Below are 18,152 nucleotides of genomic sequence, written 5' to 3' on the forward strand. Positions count from 1 at the left end.
TACGGCAGCCAAAGAAATGGACGAAGCTGGCGGACGTGGGCTGCCACTGGTGTGTGATATTCGCCACGACGAGCAGGTGCAGGCGGCGGTCGCCAAGACAGTTGAGACCTTTGGCGGCATCGACATCTGCATCAACAACGCCAGCGCGATCTTCCTGGCGGGCACGCTGGAAACGCCGATGAAGCGTTACGACCTGATGCATCAGGTTAATGCGCGCGGCACGTACCTTTGTTCTCAGGCGTGCATCCCGTACTTGGAGAAGGCCGCGAATCCACATATTTTGAACCTATCGCCACCCTTGAACATGTCGGCCAAGTGGTTCATGGGCAATCTGGCTTACACGATGGCAAAGTATGGAATGAGCATGTGCGTGTTGGGCATGGCCGCCGAACTCAAGCCCAAGCGGATCGGGGTAAATGCGCTATGGCCCGAGACGGCAATCTGGACGGCAGCGGTGGAAAATGTGCTGGGCGCATCGCTCAAGGACGCCTGCCGCAGTCCGGAGATCCTAGCGGACGCGGCCTACCTGATCCTGACGAGCGACAGTCGCGAATGCACGGGGAACTTCTTTGTGGACGAGGCGCTGCTAACGCAACGCGGCGTCACGGATTTTGAGCAGTACGCGATGAAGCCGGGCAGCGCGCTACAGAAGGATTTCTTTCTCGACTAGCGCTTGCGCGCCACCGAATCACTTGAGAGTTGGGCGGTCAGGCCTGGGACGGCTGCTCGCTCGAGAGCACGGCGGCGCGGACCAAAATACGGGCGCCAATGGGGATGGCGCGCTCGTCGAGATCGAAAGTGGGCGTGTGCAATCCGCTGTTGCCGACGGCCGGGGAGGCGCAACCGAGCCGAAACATGCTGCCCGGGACATGCTCGAGGTACGAGGCAAAGTCTTCGCTTCCCATGCTAGGCCGCAGAATCTCCTGGACATCGCTCTGCTGACCAAGGACCTCGGCGCCGGCTTGGCGCACGAGATTGGTGACGGCCGGATCATTGACGACCGAGTCGATACCGCTATACCAATCGAACTCGGCGCGAGTGCCCGTGGCAGCAGCGACCGCTTCGATGATGCGCGCGATCTCGATTTTGGTCGCTTCGCGGACGCGGCGATCAAGAGTGCGCAGCGTGCCACGCAACTCCGCGACGGAAGGAATGACGTTGGCGGCGTCGCCGGCGGTGAATTGGCCGAATGAGATCACCACGGCGTCCAAGCTATCGTGGCGGCGCGGAATGACAGCGTAAAGCGTGTTGACTAGTTGCACGGCCGCCGCAAGAGGGTCGATGGCCAAATGCGGCCTGGCGCCATGCCCGCCCCGGCCATGCAGCGTGACCTTGAGCGTATCGCAATGGGCCGTGAAGGGACCATCGCACACACCGATTTGGCCAACCTCGCGGGTTGGGTCCATGTGCATGGAGAGTATTGTCGCGACATCTTCGACCGCGCCGGCGGCCACCATTTCCTTGGCGCCCAGTAGCGTCTCTTCGGCGGGCTGAAAGAGGGCTCGCCAGGCAATGCCGCCGGGCAAGGCGCCCTGCGTTTGCAGTTGATGTAGCGCCAAGACGCAGCCAAGCACCACCGCCGTATGGCCATCGTGTCCACAGGCGTGCATGATGCCCGGCGATTGACTGCGATAGTCGCAGTCGCGAGCCTCGGCGATGGGAAGCGCGTCGATATCGGCGCGGAGCGCCACGCGCGCCGCGGAGGCGCCGGGCGAATCGACGATCAGTCCGCGTCCATCGGGTCCACGGCGCCCGGCAATGCCGGCGGCAGCCAGGGCGCGTTCGATTCGCTCGGTGGTAGCGTGCTCTGTTCCGCTCAGTTCGGGATGCGCGTGCATTTGGCGCCGGAGTTCGATCAACTGCGGCGTGACGCGGGCGATCTCGGCGTCGAGCGCGAGCCTCCAATCACGAGTCATGCGGTTTGTCTCCCGCGGAGGCCGATTGTTCCGCCTCCACCTCGGCGCGAATGCTGTCGCTTAGCCAGCGCCCCCATAACAAATAATGCATTGCGACAAACGCGAACAGCGCAGCGACGATGCCAATCAGATTGCCGGCGATGCCAACGGTCAGAAAGACCAAAACGATCGCGGCCATCACCGAAAGACACCCGGTGAGCGACAGCGCCAGAATCGATCCCTGGGAGGACGACTGAGATTCCTTGGGCATAGGGACCGCGCTCGGGTTTGTATTTGGCTAGTCCACAAACTCTGGGCGGACCAGCTTGGGAATCACGCCAGCCGCGTGCCCACGTTGGAGCAACTCGGTCACAGCCTGGCGGCCGCGCGGCCCAAAATCGAGCGTCCAATCGTTGACGTACATGCCGACAAATTGGTCTGCCTGTTGGCGATCCAAATCGCGACCGTACTTCAAGGCGTGATCGAGGGCTTCGCCGCGATGCGTAAGACCATATTGAATGCTCTCTTTGAGCAGCCGGTTGACGTCTTGAATCGTTTCGGCGCCGAGGTCGCGGCGGATGCCGTTTGCGCCCAGCGGCAACGGCAACCCGGTTACTTCATGCCACCATTTGCCGGTATCGACGATCAACTTCAAGTCGTGATCGCCATACGTCAATTGCCCCTCATGAATAATCAATCCGGCGTCGACCGACTGACCTTGGTACTCGCCGCGGGCGGTGACCTCGAGGATTTGATCGAACGGGACTACGACAAAAGGGAAATCGGCGCCAACGCAAAGTCGCAGCGCCAAATAGGCTGTGGTAAGGGTGCCCGGGACGGCGATGCGGGCGGTTTTGAGATCGGCGATCGACATGGGCCGCTTGGCCACCACCATGGGACCGTACTGGTCTCCCATGCTGGCGCCGCAAGGGCACAGGATGTACTTGTCGGCCAGGTACGCATAGGCGTGCAGCGACAGGGCAGTCAGTTCGAGGTCGGCCTGAAAAGCGCGGCGATTGAGCGTTTCGATGTCGACCAATTCGTGCGTGAACTGGTAGCGTCCCGTTTCAATCTTGTCGTTGGCAAGCGCATGAAACATGAACGCGTCGTCAGGATCGGGGCTGTGCCCAACTCGAATCAGGACTTTCGCAGTAGTTGTCGCAGTCATCAGGCAACCAATCGGTATCGTTGAACCAAGAGAAATGGCGGCCCGGAGGGCCGCAAGGCGGCAACGTGGCCGCTGGGGCCAGTGTCCCGAATTCGCCGACGAGCGGCAAGGGGCAACCACCGGAGCATGGATACGCACGTCCGCCGAAAACGAAGACGGGCCCGGAAGCAGCGCTTTCAGGCCCGTGCGAATTGAGTCGGCAGTGCGGACTTAGGCGTTCTGGCGGGAGTCGAGCGACGTGCCGCGTGCGATGGGGCCACGCAGGCCAGGACGATTGCGCCCCCGATTGGGAATGCCGGCGCTGGCCGCCTTGCGAACGGCGCGCATTTCGTCGCGCATTTGATACCAAACGTCGGCATGCGGATGATCGCGGTATTCCTCGAACCACGGGCCGCCGTTGGTGTAGTGGATGAGTTGTGTCGACTCGTCCATCCAGTCCAACGTATTCCAGGTCTTGGGGATCTCGCCGATTTGGCTGTCGTCGATGTCCTGGAAGCGGTGCAAGTAGGCGCCGGTTTGCGATTCAACCACCTCCTTGGACCACAACTTGAGCCGATCGCAGCGCATGAGCATGAAGCTGGACCAGTTCTTGCGCGGATACGATGTTTGTGCGCAGCCGTACATCTTCACCGTGTTGGTGGGCTGGTAGTCGTGTTGCACGACGCGCAGCGCATGACGCGACATGTCGAGTTCAGCCAATTGGCGGACATCGCCCAGGCAGAGCATGTCGTTGTCCATAAACAGCGCCGTGCCGGCGAAGTCGCAAAGATGCGGCACTAGAAAACGCGTGTAAGTGAACTCGGTGGATTGCAGCGGATCGTGCTGGCGGTCGAAATCGAGTTCGGCCAGGCGGAGAAATCGAATATCGAGCGCAATGGAGGAAAACTTGCGCAGGCTATATGCCAGCACCTCGGCCGGCTCTGGAAAACGAGAATCCCAACCGATGAAGATTCGCAGCATCGAAGTCCCTTTCTAGCTGTGAGAGATTTGGTGGAATCAGGCGGTGAAGACGGCGCCAGAGGGCGACTGGTGGTGAGCCGCGTCGATTCGTGAGCCGAGTTGCTCGCAAACCTGTTGCCAGGTGGCCCGCTCGATCTCCAAGACGCGAATAACACCCTCGATGGCGCTAACGTCCTTGGCGGTATGGGCCGCCGTGAGTTGGCGCGACACAAAGGTGTAGATGCCGGCCACGCGGCGGACGAGCGGAGGATCGCGATCGACTCGCAGGCCGCCCAAGATTTCGGCCACCACTTCTTGGGCTCGAATAATGGCTTCGCCAGCCTCTTCGTGTTGATCGTTTTGCCCATGGACCAACGCCTGGCGCGAAAAGCGAATTGCCGCGTCGATCAGCATGAGCTGTAGCTTCTGTGGCGTGGCGGTCATGACCTCGGTTTGTAAATAGGCGTCGCGTGCTTGCGTTTGCATGATTCCTCCCTGAGACGGTTAGACGAGTTCGTTAACTTGCCGAACCGTTGGCGCTAGTGAACGATCCATTCGAAATGGTTTGCAACTGCCCGATGACCTTGAGGCTGTCTTGCATCTTCGCGATGGCGAGATCCATGCGATAGAATTTGAGCAAGAGCGCGTTCTTTTGCGTTTCCAGTCGCTTGTTCCAGTCTTCAATCTTGGCGTTCGCCGTGCGGATGTTGACATTGATCGCATCCATGCGATTGATGAGCAGGGCATGCTCGCCGGACGAGAGGCGATCGGTCATCGAGCGAATCCGATCGGCCAGTCCAAACTGTTTGGTGGAGAACAGATCTTTCACTGCCTGGGGATCGGTGGCCAGCTTGTCGTCGTACTTGGCCGAGTCGAACTTAAGCGAACCATCTTTCTCCAGGCTCAATCCCACCGACTGCAAGCTCTGGAGCGAGCCCGCGCGAAAGACTCGCCGCGAAAACAGGCTCGCCAGTTCCGTATCGACTTGCAGCACCGACGAGTCGCCAAACAACGGCCCCGTGGTGGCGGGTTTGCCATCGTCGGTGGCGGGGGTGAACTTGGTGGCTTCGGCGATCTGGGCGCGAACCTGGTTGTAGGAATCGACCAGCGCTTGAATCGCGTCGGCGCCGCCCTGGCCGCTGGACGAGACAGACACATCTACAGCAGTCGTCGATGCGGCGACCAGTTGCAAATTGACGCCTGGCAGGATGTTGTTGAACTGGTTGGTGCTGGAGGCCGACAGTGTGCCTCCAACCGGGTTGCCGAAACGCACCAGCGCGTCTTGCCCTCGTGCTGTTTCTTGCAGCGAAAAGCCGGCTTGCGAGGTGTCGAACACAAGATTGCCGATGGCGCCCGACCGTTGGCTGTTGATGGTAAGACGATATGGATTGACGCCGGCGCCGCTATTGAACTCGGCCGCCGAGATGCCGACTCCGAGGTTGTTGATCTTGCCGGCAAGGTCGGTGAGCGTGTCGGTGGCGGCGATGTCGATGGAGTAGGTTGTCGAGGCGTCGATGACCTGTCGATCTTCGCCGTTGATCTCGCGGGTCGTCGCCGCATTCAAAAGGCCTAACTCTCGGGCGGCGGTGCTGCTGCCTTCCTCCACGCGGAGCGTGCCGCCGGCGCCAATGGTGTCGATCAACTCGATGCCGTCGCCGGCCTCGTTAACTTGAGCATCGACGCCGATTTGCAGCGCGTCGATGGCGCGAATCAGGTCGCCTACGGTGTTGATGTTGCCTTGCGCCAAGTCGATCGAGCCTTGCGCCGAGGCCGTGCCGAAGATCTTGAAGCTGCCTTTGGTGATGCCAGCGCCGCCGTTGAGGCTGGAGAGCAGCGTGTTCTCGTTGACCGTTTGCAGATTCAGGCTGCCCGACCCGGCCGTGCTCACGGCCTCGTTGACGGCCAAGCCCAAGGCGTCGGCCGTGTTGGTAGCGTCGCCATTGGCCACCACAAGATTGCTGGCGGTTTGGCCGGTGGTGTCGGTGAGTTGAATGCCGTTATGCGCGTCGTTTACCCGAGCTGAGACGCCGATTCCGGCAGCGTTGATCGCGGATATCACATCGTCGAGCGTGACAGCCGCCGATAAGTCGACGGTTGCGCTTGCGCCGCTGCGATCGGTAAGCTGCACCAGCCCGAGATCTCCCAGGCCTTCGCGCCCTCCAAGGCTCGACAAGAGCGCCGTCTTGAGCCCGGCGAGGACCTGCTTGCCGGCAATTACGCCATTGCCGTCTGCCGCGGCGAAACCAAGATCGGTCGCGACGTGGCCAGCGCCCAGGTCGGCGGCGGAGAACGCGGCGGCGCCGGCCGTCAGATCGACCAATTCGATCGAGTCGCCGCTGGCGGAGATATTTGCCTTGAGGCGAGCGGGGTCGGCAGCGTTCAAGGTATCGAGCATTTCGCCGACGGTTCGCGCCGTCTTTGCGGGAACAGCGTCGATCAATTCGCCGGTGGTCAGTTGCACCTCGTCGCCAGGATCGACTAGCCCCGTGCCATCGCTGCCGTCGGCCAGTTCGATCTTGAACAGTTCGGCGACCACTGGACTGTTAGCAATCGCCGCGACGGCGTCGCTGGCGGTCGATTGGCCGATGGCGACATGAAAGGTGAGTTTTTTGTTGACGTCGTCGTAGGTGATCGACTCCGTGCCGCGAGCTGCCTGATCGTTGGCGAACCGAACCGTCACGCCGTCGTAGTTTTTGCCCTCGCGCAGGGCTTGGATTTTGATTCGGCTATTGGGGCCTTGAACGCCTGGCGTAGTCACGGAGCCGGGCGGGCCGGCCATGATGCCGCTGTCGGTGGATGTGACCAGTCCGTTGCCCGTGCTGCCGGCGGCCAGGCGAACGGTAAACTTGGCGGCCACGTCGGGGCTGCGACCGAGCGCTTGAATAATGTCTGACGCGGTGGTGACGCCTTCACTGATTTTGAAAACGAGTTCTTTGGTGTTGGCGTCGTAGGTGGCGGACTCATTTCCCTTGATCATGCTCGGTTCGTGCTTGAACCGGATTTGCACTCCGCCAAATTCGGGGCCCGCCTTCAGCGCCGAGAAGACCAGTTGGCCATTGAGCCCGGCCGCGGCATTGGTGGTGGCGGTGGCCTTCGAGCCTTCGACGGCGGGGGTTGAGAAATCGACATCTAAGGGGGCGCTGCCATCGCGGAAGTTAACTCGCAGATCGGCGCCAGACGCGTCGAAGCGAAGGCCGTTGCCGTTATTGAGCGACGACAGCAGCACATCGCGCCCCAATCGAACTACATCCTGGCCGTCGGCGGTGTTTGCCGCGGCATCGATTGCCAGCAATCCCAGATCGGCCGCAGTGCTGCCACCGCCAACTTCCTGCACGCGCAGATTCGATTGCATCTGACCCGATTTGTCGACCAGGACAAATTTGTCGCCGCGGGTCTCGAGCCGAACGTTGATCGCGGTGTTGGTGTTCACCGCGTGGATCACATCGTCGACGGTTCGCGCCGCGCGGAGATCGACCACCGCGCTCGCGCCGCTGCGATCGGTAATGCGTATACTGCCGGTCGCCACTCCCAGCCCGCCGTTGAGCGTGCCGAGGCTGATTCCCTCGTCGATGGCGCCGCCAAAGCGCAGGTTAAGCTTACCCGCGCCGATTGGAGCGGTGTTGCTGGCAAAACCGGAGCTGAGCAATTGCTGCGATTGCGCCAGTTGCAGCGGAGTGAATTGATACGTGCCAACCGCCGGCGAGCCTGTGGTGCTGACGCGAATCAGCGAGTCATCACTGCTGCTGGAGGTGCGCTGATCAAAGATATTCGTATTGCTCAGCTTGAGCGCAGTGAGCTGTAGCTTGAGCAAACCAGCGCTTAGGACCGTGAAACTGTTTTGCTCGACGGTCAGATCGTCGACACGCGACTTCAGGGTGTCGCGCGGCTTGGCGGCAATTGCAATCAGCTTGTCCACCGTATCCGCGATGGGAAAGCCGGTGATCAGCCCGATGTTCGACCCAATTCTACCCATATGTGAACGACTGCCGCTTAGCGCCCCTGATCGGGCGTGGTCGAACTCCAACGCGAAACTAGTGTTAGCCTTTATCTAATCGTCAGGCTTGCTAGCTCGGGTTCAGAAATTGCGCGCCGGCAATACCGTTGCCAGCGGCATCTTCGTCGCGAGCGACTGCTAGCAGGCGACTAACTCGCGGAATGCGCAATTTTGAGCAACTGCGCGGCGACTTGCGCGAACAGCGTGGGCCAGTCTCCCGCCACCTGCTGGCGCCAGAGCCGCACGCTTGAATACCAAAGGGTGTCAGTGCGATCGGCAAGCCAGCGCCAACCCCAATGCGCTGGGAGCATTGCCCAGCAGGGGGCGCCGAGCGCGCCGGCCAAATGGACGGTGGCGTTGCCGACCGAAATCACCAAGTCGAGGGCCGCGATCTGGGCCGCGAAATCGTCCAGATCACGTAGTGGATCGGATTCGGTGAAATGATGCAGTCGGACCTCGCCGGGCAGTTGGTCGCGCTCAAGAGCAGTGTCGCCATATTGGAGATCGACCCAATCGACTTGCGGCAAATGGAGCAGCGGCAACCAATCTGCCAGTCGCGTGGTGCGGTGGCGGCGATGCTTGGGTGTCGTGCCGGCGATCCAAGAAATGCCCACTTTGAGACTCGGCCCTAGCGCAGAGTAACGATCGCGCCAGCGCTGTACCGCCGACAGATCGGGAACGAGATAGGGGCCACGATCGCCGAATTCGCGTTCTTGCTGTCGCACATGTAGAGGCAGGCTACCCGCGGCAATCTGGCAAGTGATCCCGTGCGGCGTCAATTGATCCCATTGTTCCTGGCCGCGTTTCGCACCGATGACGCAAGCCTGCGGAAATGAGCGTTGCAGGAGGGGCGCTAGTCGATCGTCGCAAATCACGGCCACGCGGCGGGCTTGCCCCACAATGTCTGGGTAACAGGAGGCGAACATGATCTCGTCGCCGACTCCTTGTTCTCCCCAGACGAGCATCGAATGGTCGGTCAATGAGGCGCCGTCCCACGTGGGAACCTGCAGTTGGGGCCGAGTGGGAGCATCGTTGGTACACCAGCGCCATTCATACTCGCGCCAGCCATTGGCAAAATCGCCCGCTTGCAACAATGCCAGCGCGCGATTGAGGCGGACTTCGCCGTGCCGCGGATCGATGGCGACCGCTCGCTCGTAGTTGGCGATGGCCAATTGAAGGTCGCCCTGCTCTTCGTACGTTTTTCCCAGATTATGCCAGGCCTCGAGCCGAGCGGGCGCCAACGCGATGGCTCGCTCGAAAAGTGCAATGGCCTGCTCGTATTCACCCAGGTCCTTGCAAAGCGTAGCCCAATTGACCAGGACTTCGTAAGAATGCGGCGCAACATGAAGCGCGGTCTGATAGGCAGCGGCGGCGTCTTCGTAACGCTCTTGCCGGTGCGACAAGCGCCCGAAGTTGATCCACAGCGCCACGTCGGATCGGTTCATCGCCAGTCCTTGCTCGAACGACTGTCGAGCGCGATCGAACTGTCCCAGTCGCCAATGCAAGAGGCCAAGCTGGCAGTAGGCGGGCGCATGCGACGGCGACTGTTGGATCGCCGACTGGAGCGTTTCGAGAGCCTTCTCAAATTGCCCTGCTTTGCTCTGCACGTTGGCAAGATTGCATTTTAGCTCCGGCGAATGAGGGCGCAGTTCACAAGCGCGCTGGCAACTTTCGAGCGATCCAGGCAAGTCGCCGGACTGCTCAAGGACTGCCGACAGGTTTTGCCAGGCCTCGACAAGTTCTGGCTGAAGCCGAACCGATGTGCGGTAGGAGTCGGCCGCATCGCCAATTCTTCCCGCCGCAGCCAGGGCGTCGCCCAGGTTGTAGTGGAGAATCGCGCTGGAGGGGGCCAAGCTCACGGCACGGCGAATGTGCGAGATCGCCTCGTCGACGCGTCCATTTTGTTTGGCGATTAGACCGAGCAAGTGTATCGCGTCGACATTGCCGGCTTCGACGGCCAGCACGCTACGGTACCCCTGCTCTGCCGCGATCAAGTCTCCATGCTGATGCGCCGCCAGGGCGTTCTGAATCGCGACGTTCATGACATCGCGCCGTCTGAATGCATGTCGATGGCGAGCGGAGAGGACCCGCTCGCAAATCGAAAATGTGGCGCGGGCGCCGCGCCGCGATCAGCACTTCGCTCGTGACGCAACTTCAGCAATTGAGCTCGAACCTGGCCAAAGACGTTGTCCCATTGACCGCGAACACGCTGACGGACATAACTCACGCTGTGGTACCATGGCGATTCGGCAAGTCCATGGAACCAGCGCCAACTGGGAGCGGCGCACAACAGGAGCCACATGGGAGTGCCAACGGCGCCTACCAAATGGGCCGTCGCATTGCTTACTCCAATCACCAAATCCAGATTGGACACGGCGGCCGCGAGGTCATCCAAGTTGTGGCGCAAATCCAAGCCCGGCAGTTGATGCAACGGGCGCGCCCAGGCCGCTTCGAACGCGGCAACATCCGCCGCAGTGTCGCCATATTGCAGGTTAATCCATTCGATGCCATCGAGTCCGGCGAGCGTTTGCCAGTCGGCCAAGGTGGTCGAACGTTGACGGCCTTCGTAGTTGTTGAATCCTCCTCGCCACGAGATCCCGACCTTGAGTCCGCTACCAAGTTCCGACACGATGTCGCGCCAATAGCGCGCTCGAGACGCGTCTGGCACGAGCAATTGACGCTGGCGAGGAAAGTCTGACAGTCGCGATCTGAGTCGGCGAGGCAAACTGCCGGCGGGCGTCTGCACATCAAATGTCCCCGCCGCGCCTTGCCAATCGGCGCGGTCCCAGCTTTCGCGCGGGTGAATCTCCACGCCCGGAAAGCTGCGCTGAAACAAGGACACCAAGCGTGGTTCGCATTCGACGACTAACCGACGAGCGTTCGCCGCCAGGTCGGGCAGGCAGGAGGCGAACATGATTTCGTCGCCGACCCCTTGCTCCATGTGGACAAGCACCGACTTATCCTCCAGCGATTCCCCTTGCCAGAGCGGTTGCGTAAAGGGGCGAGCATGCGGGCCACCTTCGGCTTGCCAGCGCCATTCCCATTCTTCCCATCCTTCAGGAAACATCTGTTGCTGAATGCGCAACATGGCGCGATTTGCGTGCGCCGCGGCATTTTGCGGCGCGAGCTCCAAACCGCGATCAAAGCTGACAAGCGCCTCGGTCGGTTGCCCCAGTTCGCGCAGCACGCCGGCCAAGTGCAAATGGGCGTCGGCATATTGGGGACGCACCGAGACAGCGCGGCGATAACATTCGACCGCTTGCGTCAGCCTTCCTTGATCGCGCAGCGCGCTGCCAATGTTGTTGTGGGCTTCGGCGTAATCGGGACGCATCGCGAGGGCCTGTTCGTAGGCGGAAATAGCGTCGTCATAGTGTCCTTGCGATTGCAGCAACGTGCCGAGATTGAGAAACCCCTCGGCGAGATGCGGGTTGAGCCGAACCGCGTCGCGCAAGTGGCTGATGGCGGCGTCGACCTGACCGCAATCGCGCAACGCGCTCGCCAGGTTGTAATGATAAATGCTATTCGCGGGATCGATTCGCACCGCCGCGCCGATTGATTGAATCGCGAAATCGAATCGCCGCGTCTGGTGAGCGAGCACGCCCAGCAGGTGCAAGGCATCGCCGTGATGTGGATCTTGTTCCAGTATCTGGTGGTAGGTGCGTTCGGCCTCCGTCAGCCGACCGGCGCGATGCTGCTTTAGCGCTCCGAGAAACGCCTCGGGGATCTTCTCCTTGGGCAATATGCCGACGCCAGTCGATGTTGGAGACGAAGTTGCGGCCGGCGGCGGCGACACGAGAGGCATGCGCCGCGCCTTCCGCTGGGGAACTTGAAGCAGATGCTGCTCCACTTCCTCAGCGACTCGGGCGTAGACTTCGTCCCAGTCGCCAGAGGTTGTTTGTCGGCGCAGGCGAACCGAGCCATACCAGGGCATCCAATCGTGATTGAGCAAGTATCGCCAGCCGGGAACGCGTGGCAACACGGTCCAGGTGGGCGTGCCCACGGCGCCGGCAACGTGAATCGTCGTGTTGCCGACGGAGACCACGGCGTCCAGCGCAGCAACCTGCGCGGCAAACCCATCGATATCGCTGAGCGGATCGGCGTCTTCCCAATCGTGGATCGTCACGCCCCAGCGCGCCCGCGCGGCTGCCAGGTCTTCTGACCATTCGCCATATTGCAAGTTGACGAAGTGAACTCCTGGAATTTGAAACAGGGGTTGCCAATGATCGAGCAAAGAGGTGCGGCGACGTTGTTCGCTGGAATGCCCGCCGGCGCGCCAGGAAATGCCGATCTTGGCGCCAGGTCCCAGCGCGTCGAATCGATCACGCCACAAGGCGACGGTTTCTGGTTCCGGCGCCAGAAAGCGTTCTTGCCGCGGGAATTGCTCCCATGTTTGCCGAAAGTAATACGGCAGCGTGCCCGCGTGTGTATAGAGATCGACATCGGCGGGCGGCTTCCATTGAAAGGTCGGGCCGCGCACCACGCTATGCACGCTGGCGCTGGGAAATGAACGATGTAGCAGCTTTTCTAGGCGCGGGTCGCATGTCACGTGAACATGCCTGGCGCGCTGAACCACCTCGGGCAGGCACGACGCGAACATGATTTCGTCGCCCACGCCTTGTTCGGCATGCACGAGCAGGGTTTTTCCGGCTAAGGATGAGCCATCCCAAAGCGGCAGGTCGAAATGATCGAGCTTGACTTGCTCTGCTTTTTCACGCCAGGCATAGCCGGCCCAACCGCCCATGAAGTCGGCTTTCAACATGCAGGTGAGACCACGGTTCCAGTGGCCACGAGCGAACTGGGGGTCAAGCTGAAGAAGCTGATCGTAGCTCTGCAAAGCTTCGTTCAAGCTGCCTTGGTTCAAGTAGACATTAGCCAGGTTGTAGATGGCTTGAGCGCTTTGCGGCATTAAATTCACACCGCGATGACAGATTGCGAGCGCCTCATCGAGTTTGCCCAAACGCTCGCAAATGACTCCCAAGTTCACATAGGCGGGTCCGGAATTGGGATCTAGTTCGATTACGCGGTGCAAGACGCGCTCGGCCTCTTCGTTCTTGAAGGCCTCGGTTAGCGCGACGGCGTAATCGAACTGCACATTCGCTCGCGCGTGGGCGATTGTGGCGGCCTCGTTCAATAACCTCAAGGCATCATCGCGCCGGCCGGACTGCTTGAGGAGCATGCCCAGTCGATGCAGCGCGTCGACGTGTTTGGGCGCCAGGCGCAGAATTTCACGAAAGATGCCCTCGGCGTGATGCGGCTCGCCGGCTTTTGCGAATTCGACTCCACGGGCGAACGCGTCGTTCAGATTAGCGTCGACCAGTCGCCAGCGGACGTCGGAAATAGTCGCGCGACTTCGTTTCAGTTGATGGTCAGCGGCGTCGCGAATCGGCGGAATATTGGCGTTCGCTAAACAATCGGCAGAGCTATTGGCCACGATCGCATCGCGAACGGCGTTGATCAGCACGGGCCAATCGGCCTCGGCGCGCTGACGAAGCAGTCGCATGGTGGGGTACCACAGGCTGTCCTGGCGGTGATCCATCCAGCGCCAACTGGGAGAATGGGGAAGTAACGTCCACACCTGCGCGCCGATGGCGCCTGCCAGGTGGGCGTTGGTGTTGCCGATGGTGACCACCAGGTCGAGGGCCGCCATTTGCGCGGCGAGACCATCGAGGTCGTTCTGCGGATCGGCATCTTCCCAGTCATGGAGTTCGATGCCGAGTTCTCGTTCGACTTCAGCGACTTCGCGGCGGACGTCGCCGTATTGCAGATTCACAAAATGGACGTTGTCCAAAGTGAGCAACGATCGCCATTCGCCCAGCGGAATGGACCGCCGATACTTTTCTTCGTGGTCACTGCGTCCGCGCCACGAGATGCCAATTTTGAGCCCGGGTCCGAGTTGATTTAGGCGCTGGCGCCATTTGGCAACCTGCGCTGGGTCTGTTTGCAAGTACGAATTGCGGTGTGGAAAGCTTTCGAGTGTCGGGCGGTGATACCGCGGCAAGTTGCCGATGGGCGTCTGACAGTCGATGGGACGCACCTGACCGAGCCACGCCGGGGCATACCAGCCTTCGCGTGAATGGACAGTGGCCGTGGGAAATGATCTACGATAGAGCGCGGTCAGTCGGGGATCGCATTCAATGACGCAATGTCGTGCATCGCGGATGGCGTCCGGCAGGCACGAGGCGAACATCAACTCATCGCCAACGCCTTGTTCGGAGTAGATGAACAGCGTTTGCTCCGAGGTGGGCTCACCACGCCACTGCGGCTGCGGCAATTCGCGCAGCGGAAGCTCGTCCTTCTTTTTCCAGCGCCACTCGTATTCTTGCCAACCGGCGGAGAACTTTCCTTGCCGCAACAAGATCAGACCGCGCAGCATGTGCGCCGCTGCATGATCGGGCGCAAGAGCAATCGCTTTTTCATAGGACGCGAGCGCAGCGGAATAGCGTCCAGCGGCCTTGAGAGCGCGCGCATGGTTGTAATGCCATTCGGCATTACCGGGGTCGAGTTCCGATGCGCGCGCGAAGAGCCGGAGCGATTCTTCGACGCGCCCTTGATCGAGGAGCAAATTGGCCAAGTTTCCCAGGGCGGCCGAATATTGAGGATTTAGGCGCAGGGCATTGTCGTATGATTCGATCGATGACTCGATCTGCCCTGCCTCGCGCAACAGATTGCCGAGGTTGTAGTGGGCCTCGGCATGTTTGCTATCGAGCGAAATGGCACGGCGATATTGCTGTTCAGCCTCAGCTTGGTTGCCAAGCGCGTGAAAAGTGGCGCCCAGATTGCTGACGAGCGTTGCGGACTCTCCGCCCAACTCGATGGCGCGGCGATAGCATTCGATCGCCGCGGCGTAATGCTTTGCCTCGTCGAGCGCACATGCCAAATTGGCATGAAACGCCCAACGGTTGGGGGCCAGTTCGATGGCTTGACGAATGAGCGTGATCGCTTGTTCGGGGCGTCCGCGTTGTTGCTCAATAACACCGAGGAGGTGCAAGGCGTCGAAGTTCCGCGGGTCACGCGCAAGAATCCGCCGGTAAATTTCCGCCGCGTTGGCCAGATCGCCCTGTTGGTGACAGTTGACTGCCTGGCTGAGCAGCTCAACGTGCTTGCGTTCTTGAATCAAATCGGCAAGCGCCACGGCAGTCCCCTTGCGTCAGAAGGTCATCGCGCGGCCGGCAGCAATATGAGCTGCTTGCGCCAATGTGATAGCCCGAGGTGCTGGCGGCGTGACGATCGTCACAAAACGAAAAAACCGCCGATTCACCTATCTAAGATCGGATAGGTGAACCGGCGGCTGCGTTTTTCTTTCAGCTTTCGTCGGCGGAAACTTGTCCGACTAGGACTAGATTCCTCGCAGGAGTTGGAGCACCTGCTGCGGCCGGGTGTTGGCGATGCCGAGCACCGCCGTGCCGGACTGCACCAGAATCTGCGCCCGAGTGAGCTTGGCGCTCTCTGCGGCGTAGTCGGCGTCGCGGATGGTGGCCTCGGCGTCCGACAAGTTGCTGATCGTGTCGTTCAACGTCTGGATGTTCGACTGCAGGGTCGTTCGCTGGAAGGCGCCCAACCGACCGCGTAGTTGAGTAATCTTGGAGATCACCTCATCGACCACGGCGGCGGCGGCGGTGGCGTCTGTAGAAAGCGCCTTGCTGTTACCAGAACGCAATTGGAACAAAGTCCCGTTGACACCACCAATCGTGGCGGTGCTGACGCCTTGGATGCCGAGACGGGCCTGCTGGTTCGACACCACATCGGGCCCCAACTGGAAGTTGGCGCCACCACCAGTGATGTTGAAGCTCAAGCTGGCGCCGTCGGACAAGTCCTTGGCGACATTGAAATTCATAGTCAGAGTCGCAGTGTTGATCGACGCGCGGAGGCCGTCGCCCGTGGCCTGTACGCCATTGATGCGAGCCCGCACATCTTGGCCGGCCGTACGCGTAGTCTGCGTGCCAGCCGAATCACTGGTGATGAAGCTACCACCCAGGGTGGTGTTCAGCGCTCGTGCCTGAACAAATGCCTTGGAGCCATATTCGGTGGAAGTCAGTTCCAGATTGGTTCCGACAACCGTGGCCTCGACGCCAGTGGCATCGGACACCAAGTTGATGGCGGTGGACATCTGCTGGATGGTCGTGCCACCACCGAGATTGAACACCTGGAACCCGTTCTTACCGCCAATCTCAAGGTTCAATGAGTTGGTCAGAGTTTGGGCCGAATAGATCAGCTTGGCCTTCTTGGCCTGCTGATCGATCAACACCTCGACGCCAATCTGGCTCAGCGTGCCAAAGTTTGCTTGGTCGATGTTGATGTCTTGCAGGTTGACGTTGCTGGTGCCGCCGACGGTCAGAGCAGTTGTCGTCAGCGCCGCGGCGCCGCTTCCGTAGGCGCCTAGGCCGTTGCTGCCCGACGCGACCGAGGCGGAGAACAAGCCCTGCGACGTGATCGCCGTGGCGATTTGCGCGGCCGTGGAAACACCATCCTGGATGGTGACTGTGAGCGTCTTGCTCGTACCGTTGTACGAGGCGATTTCGGCGCCGGCCGATCCACCGGTTTGGAGGCGAACCGTCACGCCGTTGAGCGTGGCGCCAGCCGTGGTGGCACTGAGCTGAATCTGATTTCCGTTCACACCGCCCGAGGTAACGCCCGCAGTGGTCGCGCCGTTGACGCCGCCACCGAAGGTGTCGTCCTGGAAGGCGCTGCCGAGGGTCACGCCGCCCGAGCTGCCACCGGCGATCGCCGCGGTGAAGGACGCCGAGAGTGACGAGCTTTGCAGGACCGAGATCAGGTTGCTCGCCGTGGTGACGCCGCTATCGATAGTGAACACGAGCGACGAACCAACAAGCGTGACGCCAGCAGTTCCGGTATGCGCGAAGCTAACGGTGATGCCGTTGCCGCTGGTACCAGCATATCCCTTGGCCGTGATGGCCAAGGCCGTGCCCGCTGTGGCGGTGGCATCGGTGAATCCCGTGCCGCCGGCAAATGTGCCCGAGCCGGTGGAGCCGTTGATCAACGCGCCACTGACGGCGGTTGTCAACGACGAGGCACTCAAGGCAGTGAGAATTTGGTTGGCGGTGGTTGTACCGCTATTGATCACGAAGGTGAGCGAATTGCCGACCTTGGTGGCAGTGACCGCACCGCCGCGGGCGCCATCGATGAAATTGACGGTGATGCCGTTTCCGGCCGCTGCGGCCGAACCAATGGCGGTGAAGCGGATATCGCCCCCGGTGGTGCCGCCCACGTTGGCGGTGACTGTCGTCGCAGCATTCGCATTGGCAGTCGTGCCAAACAGCGCGGCGGCGGTGGTTTCGATCGTGCCTGGCGACGTGGTGATGAAGTCCAAGCTGCCATCCAACAGGCGGCGGCCTTGGAACGACGTGACGCGGGCAATGCGATCGATCGAGTCCAACGACGAATCGACCTGCAATTGATTGGCGGCGATCTGCTCGGCGCTCAGAGCGCCTGTGTTGGCGGCTTCGGAAACAAGTCCGCGGATATCATTGAGCAGCGAGCTGACCTGACCCAAGGCACTGTCCGCAGTGCTGATGATCTGGTTGGCGCGCTCGTTGTTGGTGATGGCCTTTTGTGTGCTGGTAATATCGCTTCGCAGCACTTCGCTAGCGATCAAACCGGCCGGATCGTCCTTGCCCGTATTGATGCGCAGACCGGTGCTCAACCGGGTCAACGCTTCCTGCAACTGGTCGTTGGATCGTGCCAGATTCTTCTGGGCAATCAACGAACTGACATTTGTGTTAATACGAGTCATGCCGAGAGACTCCCCTAAATAAGGACCAAGTTAAGCTCGGCCGGAGATTGGAGCATTCGATCCTGGCCAGCTTGCCGTTCGCTCACCTCGCGGGTATTGGCGAGCTTGGGCATCGTGTTGTGGTTAAGTAACAATCCGCCGCTGGTGTACGCTTCCGCGCTCCCCTCTTGAGAGCCTGCACCTAGTCCAGTCCAGGGCTAGCCGTTGCTTTCGGTTGCCGTCAACCGTTGGCAGCGACCTTGCGGCGGTCCGTACACCGACACGCTTGGTCCGGCAGCTCTCCAACTACGCATTTACATCGGAACGGTCAGCTAAGGGCTTTAGGTAAAATGGGGCTGCCCCTTCCGTTTCGCCAAAGCCTGCCTTGAATTCCTGTTCGGCCGTCAATGCCCGCAAAGGACAGTG

Annotated in this window: 10 protein-coding genes; 1 reads left to right on the top strand and 9 read right to left on the bottom strand. The window is 60.8% G+C overall.

Translation table 11 applies throughout. The features are described from left to right. Positions 1 to 670: NAD(P)-dependent oxidoreductase (locus tag K1X71_14675; GenBank protein ID MBX7074387.1), on the top strand; the 670-nt coding region annotated here is incomplete at its 5' end. Between the two features lie 37 nt (positions 671 to 707). Here K1X71_14675 and K1X71_14680 read toward each other — a convergent pair. The 9 genes from K1X71_14680 to K1X71_14720 form a co-directional block, all read right to left on the bottom strand. Continuing rightward, the gene (locus K1X71_14680) at positions 708 to 1,916 is read right to left on the bottom strand and encodes an amidohydrolase (protein ID MBX7074388.1); all 1,209 of its coding nucleotides are present in this window, start codon (positions 1,914 to 1,916) and stop codon (positions 708 to 710) included. Further along, a complete protein-coding gene (locus K1X71_14685) occupies positions 1,906 to 2,166 on the bottom strand; it encodes a hypothetical protein (protein MBX7074389.1) in 261 nt (86 codons plus the stop codon). The genes K1X71_14680 and K1X71_14685 overlap by 11 nt, the downstream gene beginning before the upstream one ends. A gap of 27 nt (positions 2,167 to 2,193) precedes the next feature. Beyond that, entirely contained in the window at positions 2,194 to 3,063 is an 870-nt protein-coding gene (locus K1X71_14690; protein MBX7074390.1) for an ABC transporter substrate-binding protein, read from the bottom strand. 210 nt (positions 3,064 to 3,273) lie between these two features. Beyond that, positions 3,274 to 4,023 (bottom strand): glycosyltransferase, encoded by a 750-nt coding sequence (locus K1X71_14695; GenBank protein ID MBX7074391.1) that lies wholly within the window; start codon positions 4,021 to 4,023, stop codon positions 3,274 to 3,276. Between the two features lie 36 nt (positions 4,024 to 4,059). After that, a complete protein-coding gene (gene fliS / locus K1X71_14700; GenBank protein MBX7074392.1) occupies positions 4,060 to 4,488 on the bottom strand; it encodes a flagellar export chaperone FliS in 429 nt (142 codons plus the stop codon). Positions 4,489 to 4,519: 31 nt separating this feature from the next. Then, positions 4,520 to 7,975, bottom strand: a complete 3,456-nt coding sequence (gene fliD, locus K1X71_14705; protein ID MBX7074393.1) for a flagellar filament capping protein FliD — start codon at positions 7,973 to 7,975, stop codon at positions 4,520 to 4,522. A gap of 170 nt (positions 7,976 to 8,145) precedes the next feature. Continuing rightward, positions 8,146 to 10,038 carry a tetratricopeptide repeat protein gene (locus tag K1X71_14710; GenBank protein MBX7074394.1) on the bottom strand — a complete coding sequence of 631 codons (1,893 nt, stop codon included), beginning with the start codon at positions 10,036 to 10,038 and terminating at the stop codon, positions 8,146 to 8,148. After that, positions 10,035 to 15,128: a tetratricopeptide repeat protein gene (locus tag K1X71_14715; protein MBX7074395.1), complete on the bottom strand. Its 5,094-nt coding sequence runs from the start codon at positions 15,126 to 15,128 to the stop codon at positions 10,035 to 10,037. The genes K1X71_14710 and K1X71_14715 overlap by 4 nt, the downstream gene beginning before the upstream one ends. Positions 15,129 to 15,332: 204 nt before the next feature. Beyond that, positions 15,333 to 17,747, bottom strand: coding sequence for a flagellin (locus K1X71_14720; protein ID MBX7074396.1), 2,415 nt, complete (start codon positions 17,745 to 17,747; stop codon positions 15,333 to 15,335). Between the last annotated feature and the right edge of the window lie 405 nt (positions 17,748 to 18,152).

It is taken from the genome of Pirellulales bacterium (assembly GCA_019694455.1).
Lineage (GTDB): Bacteria > Planctomycetota > Planctomycetia > Pirellulales > JAEUIK01 > JAIBBY01.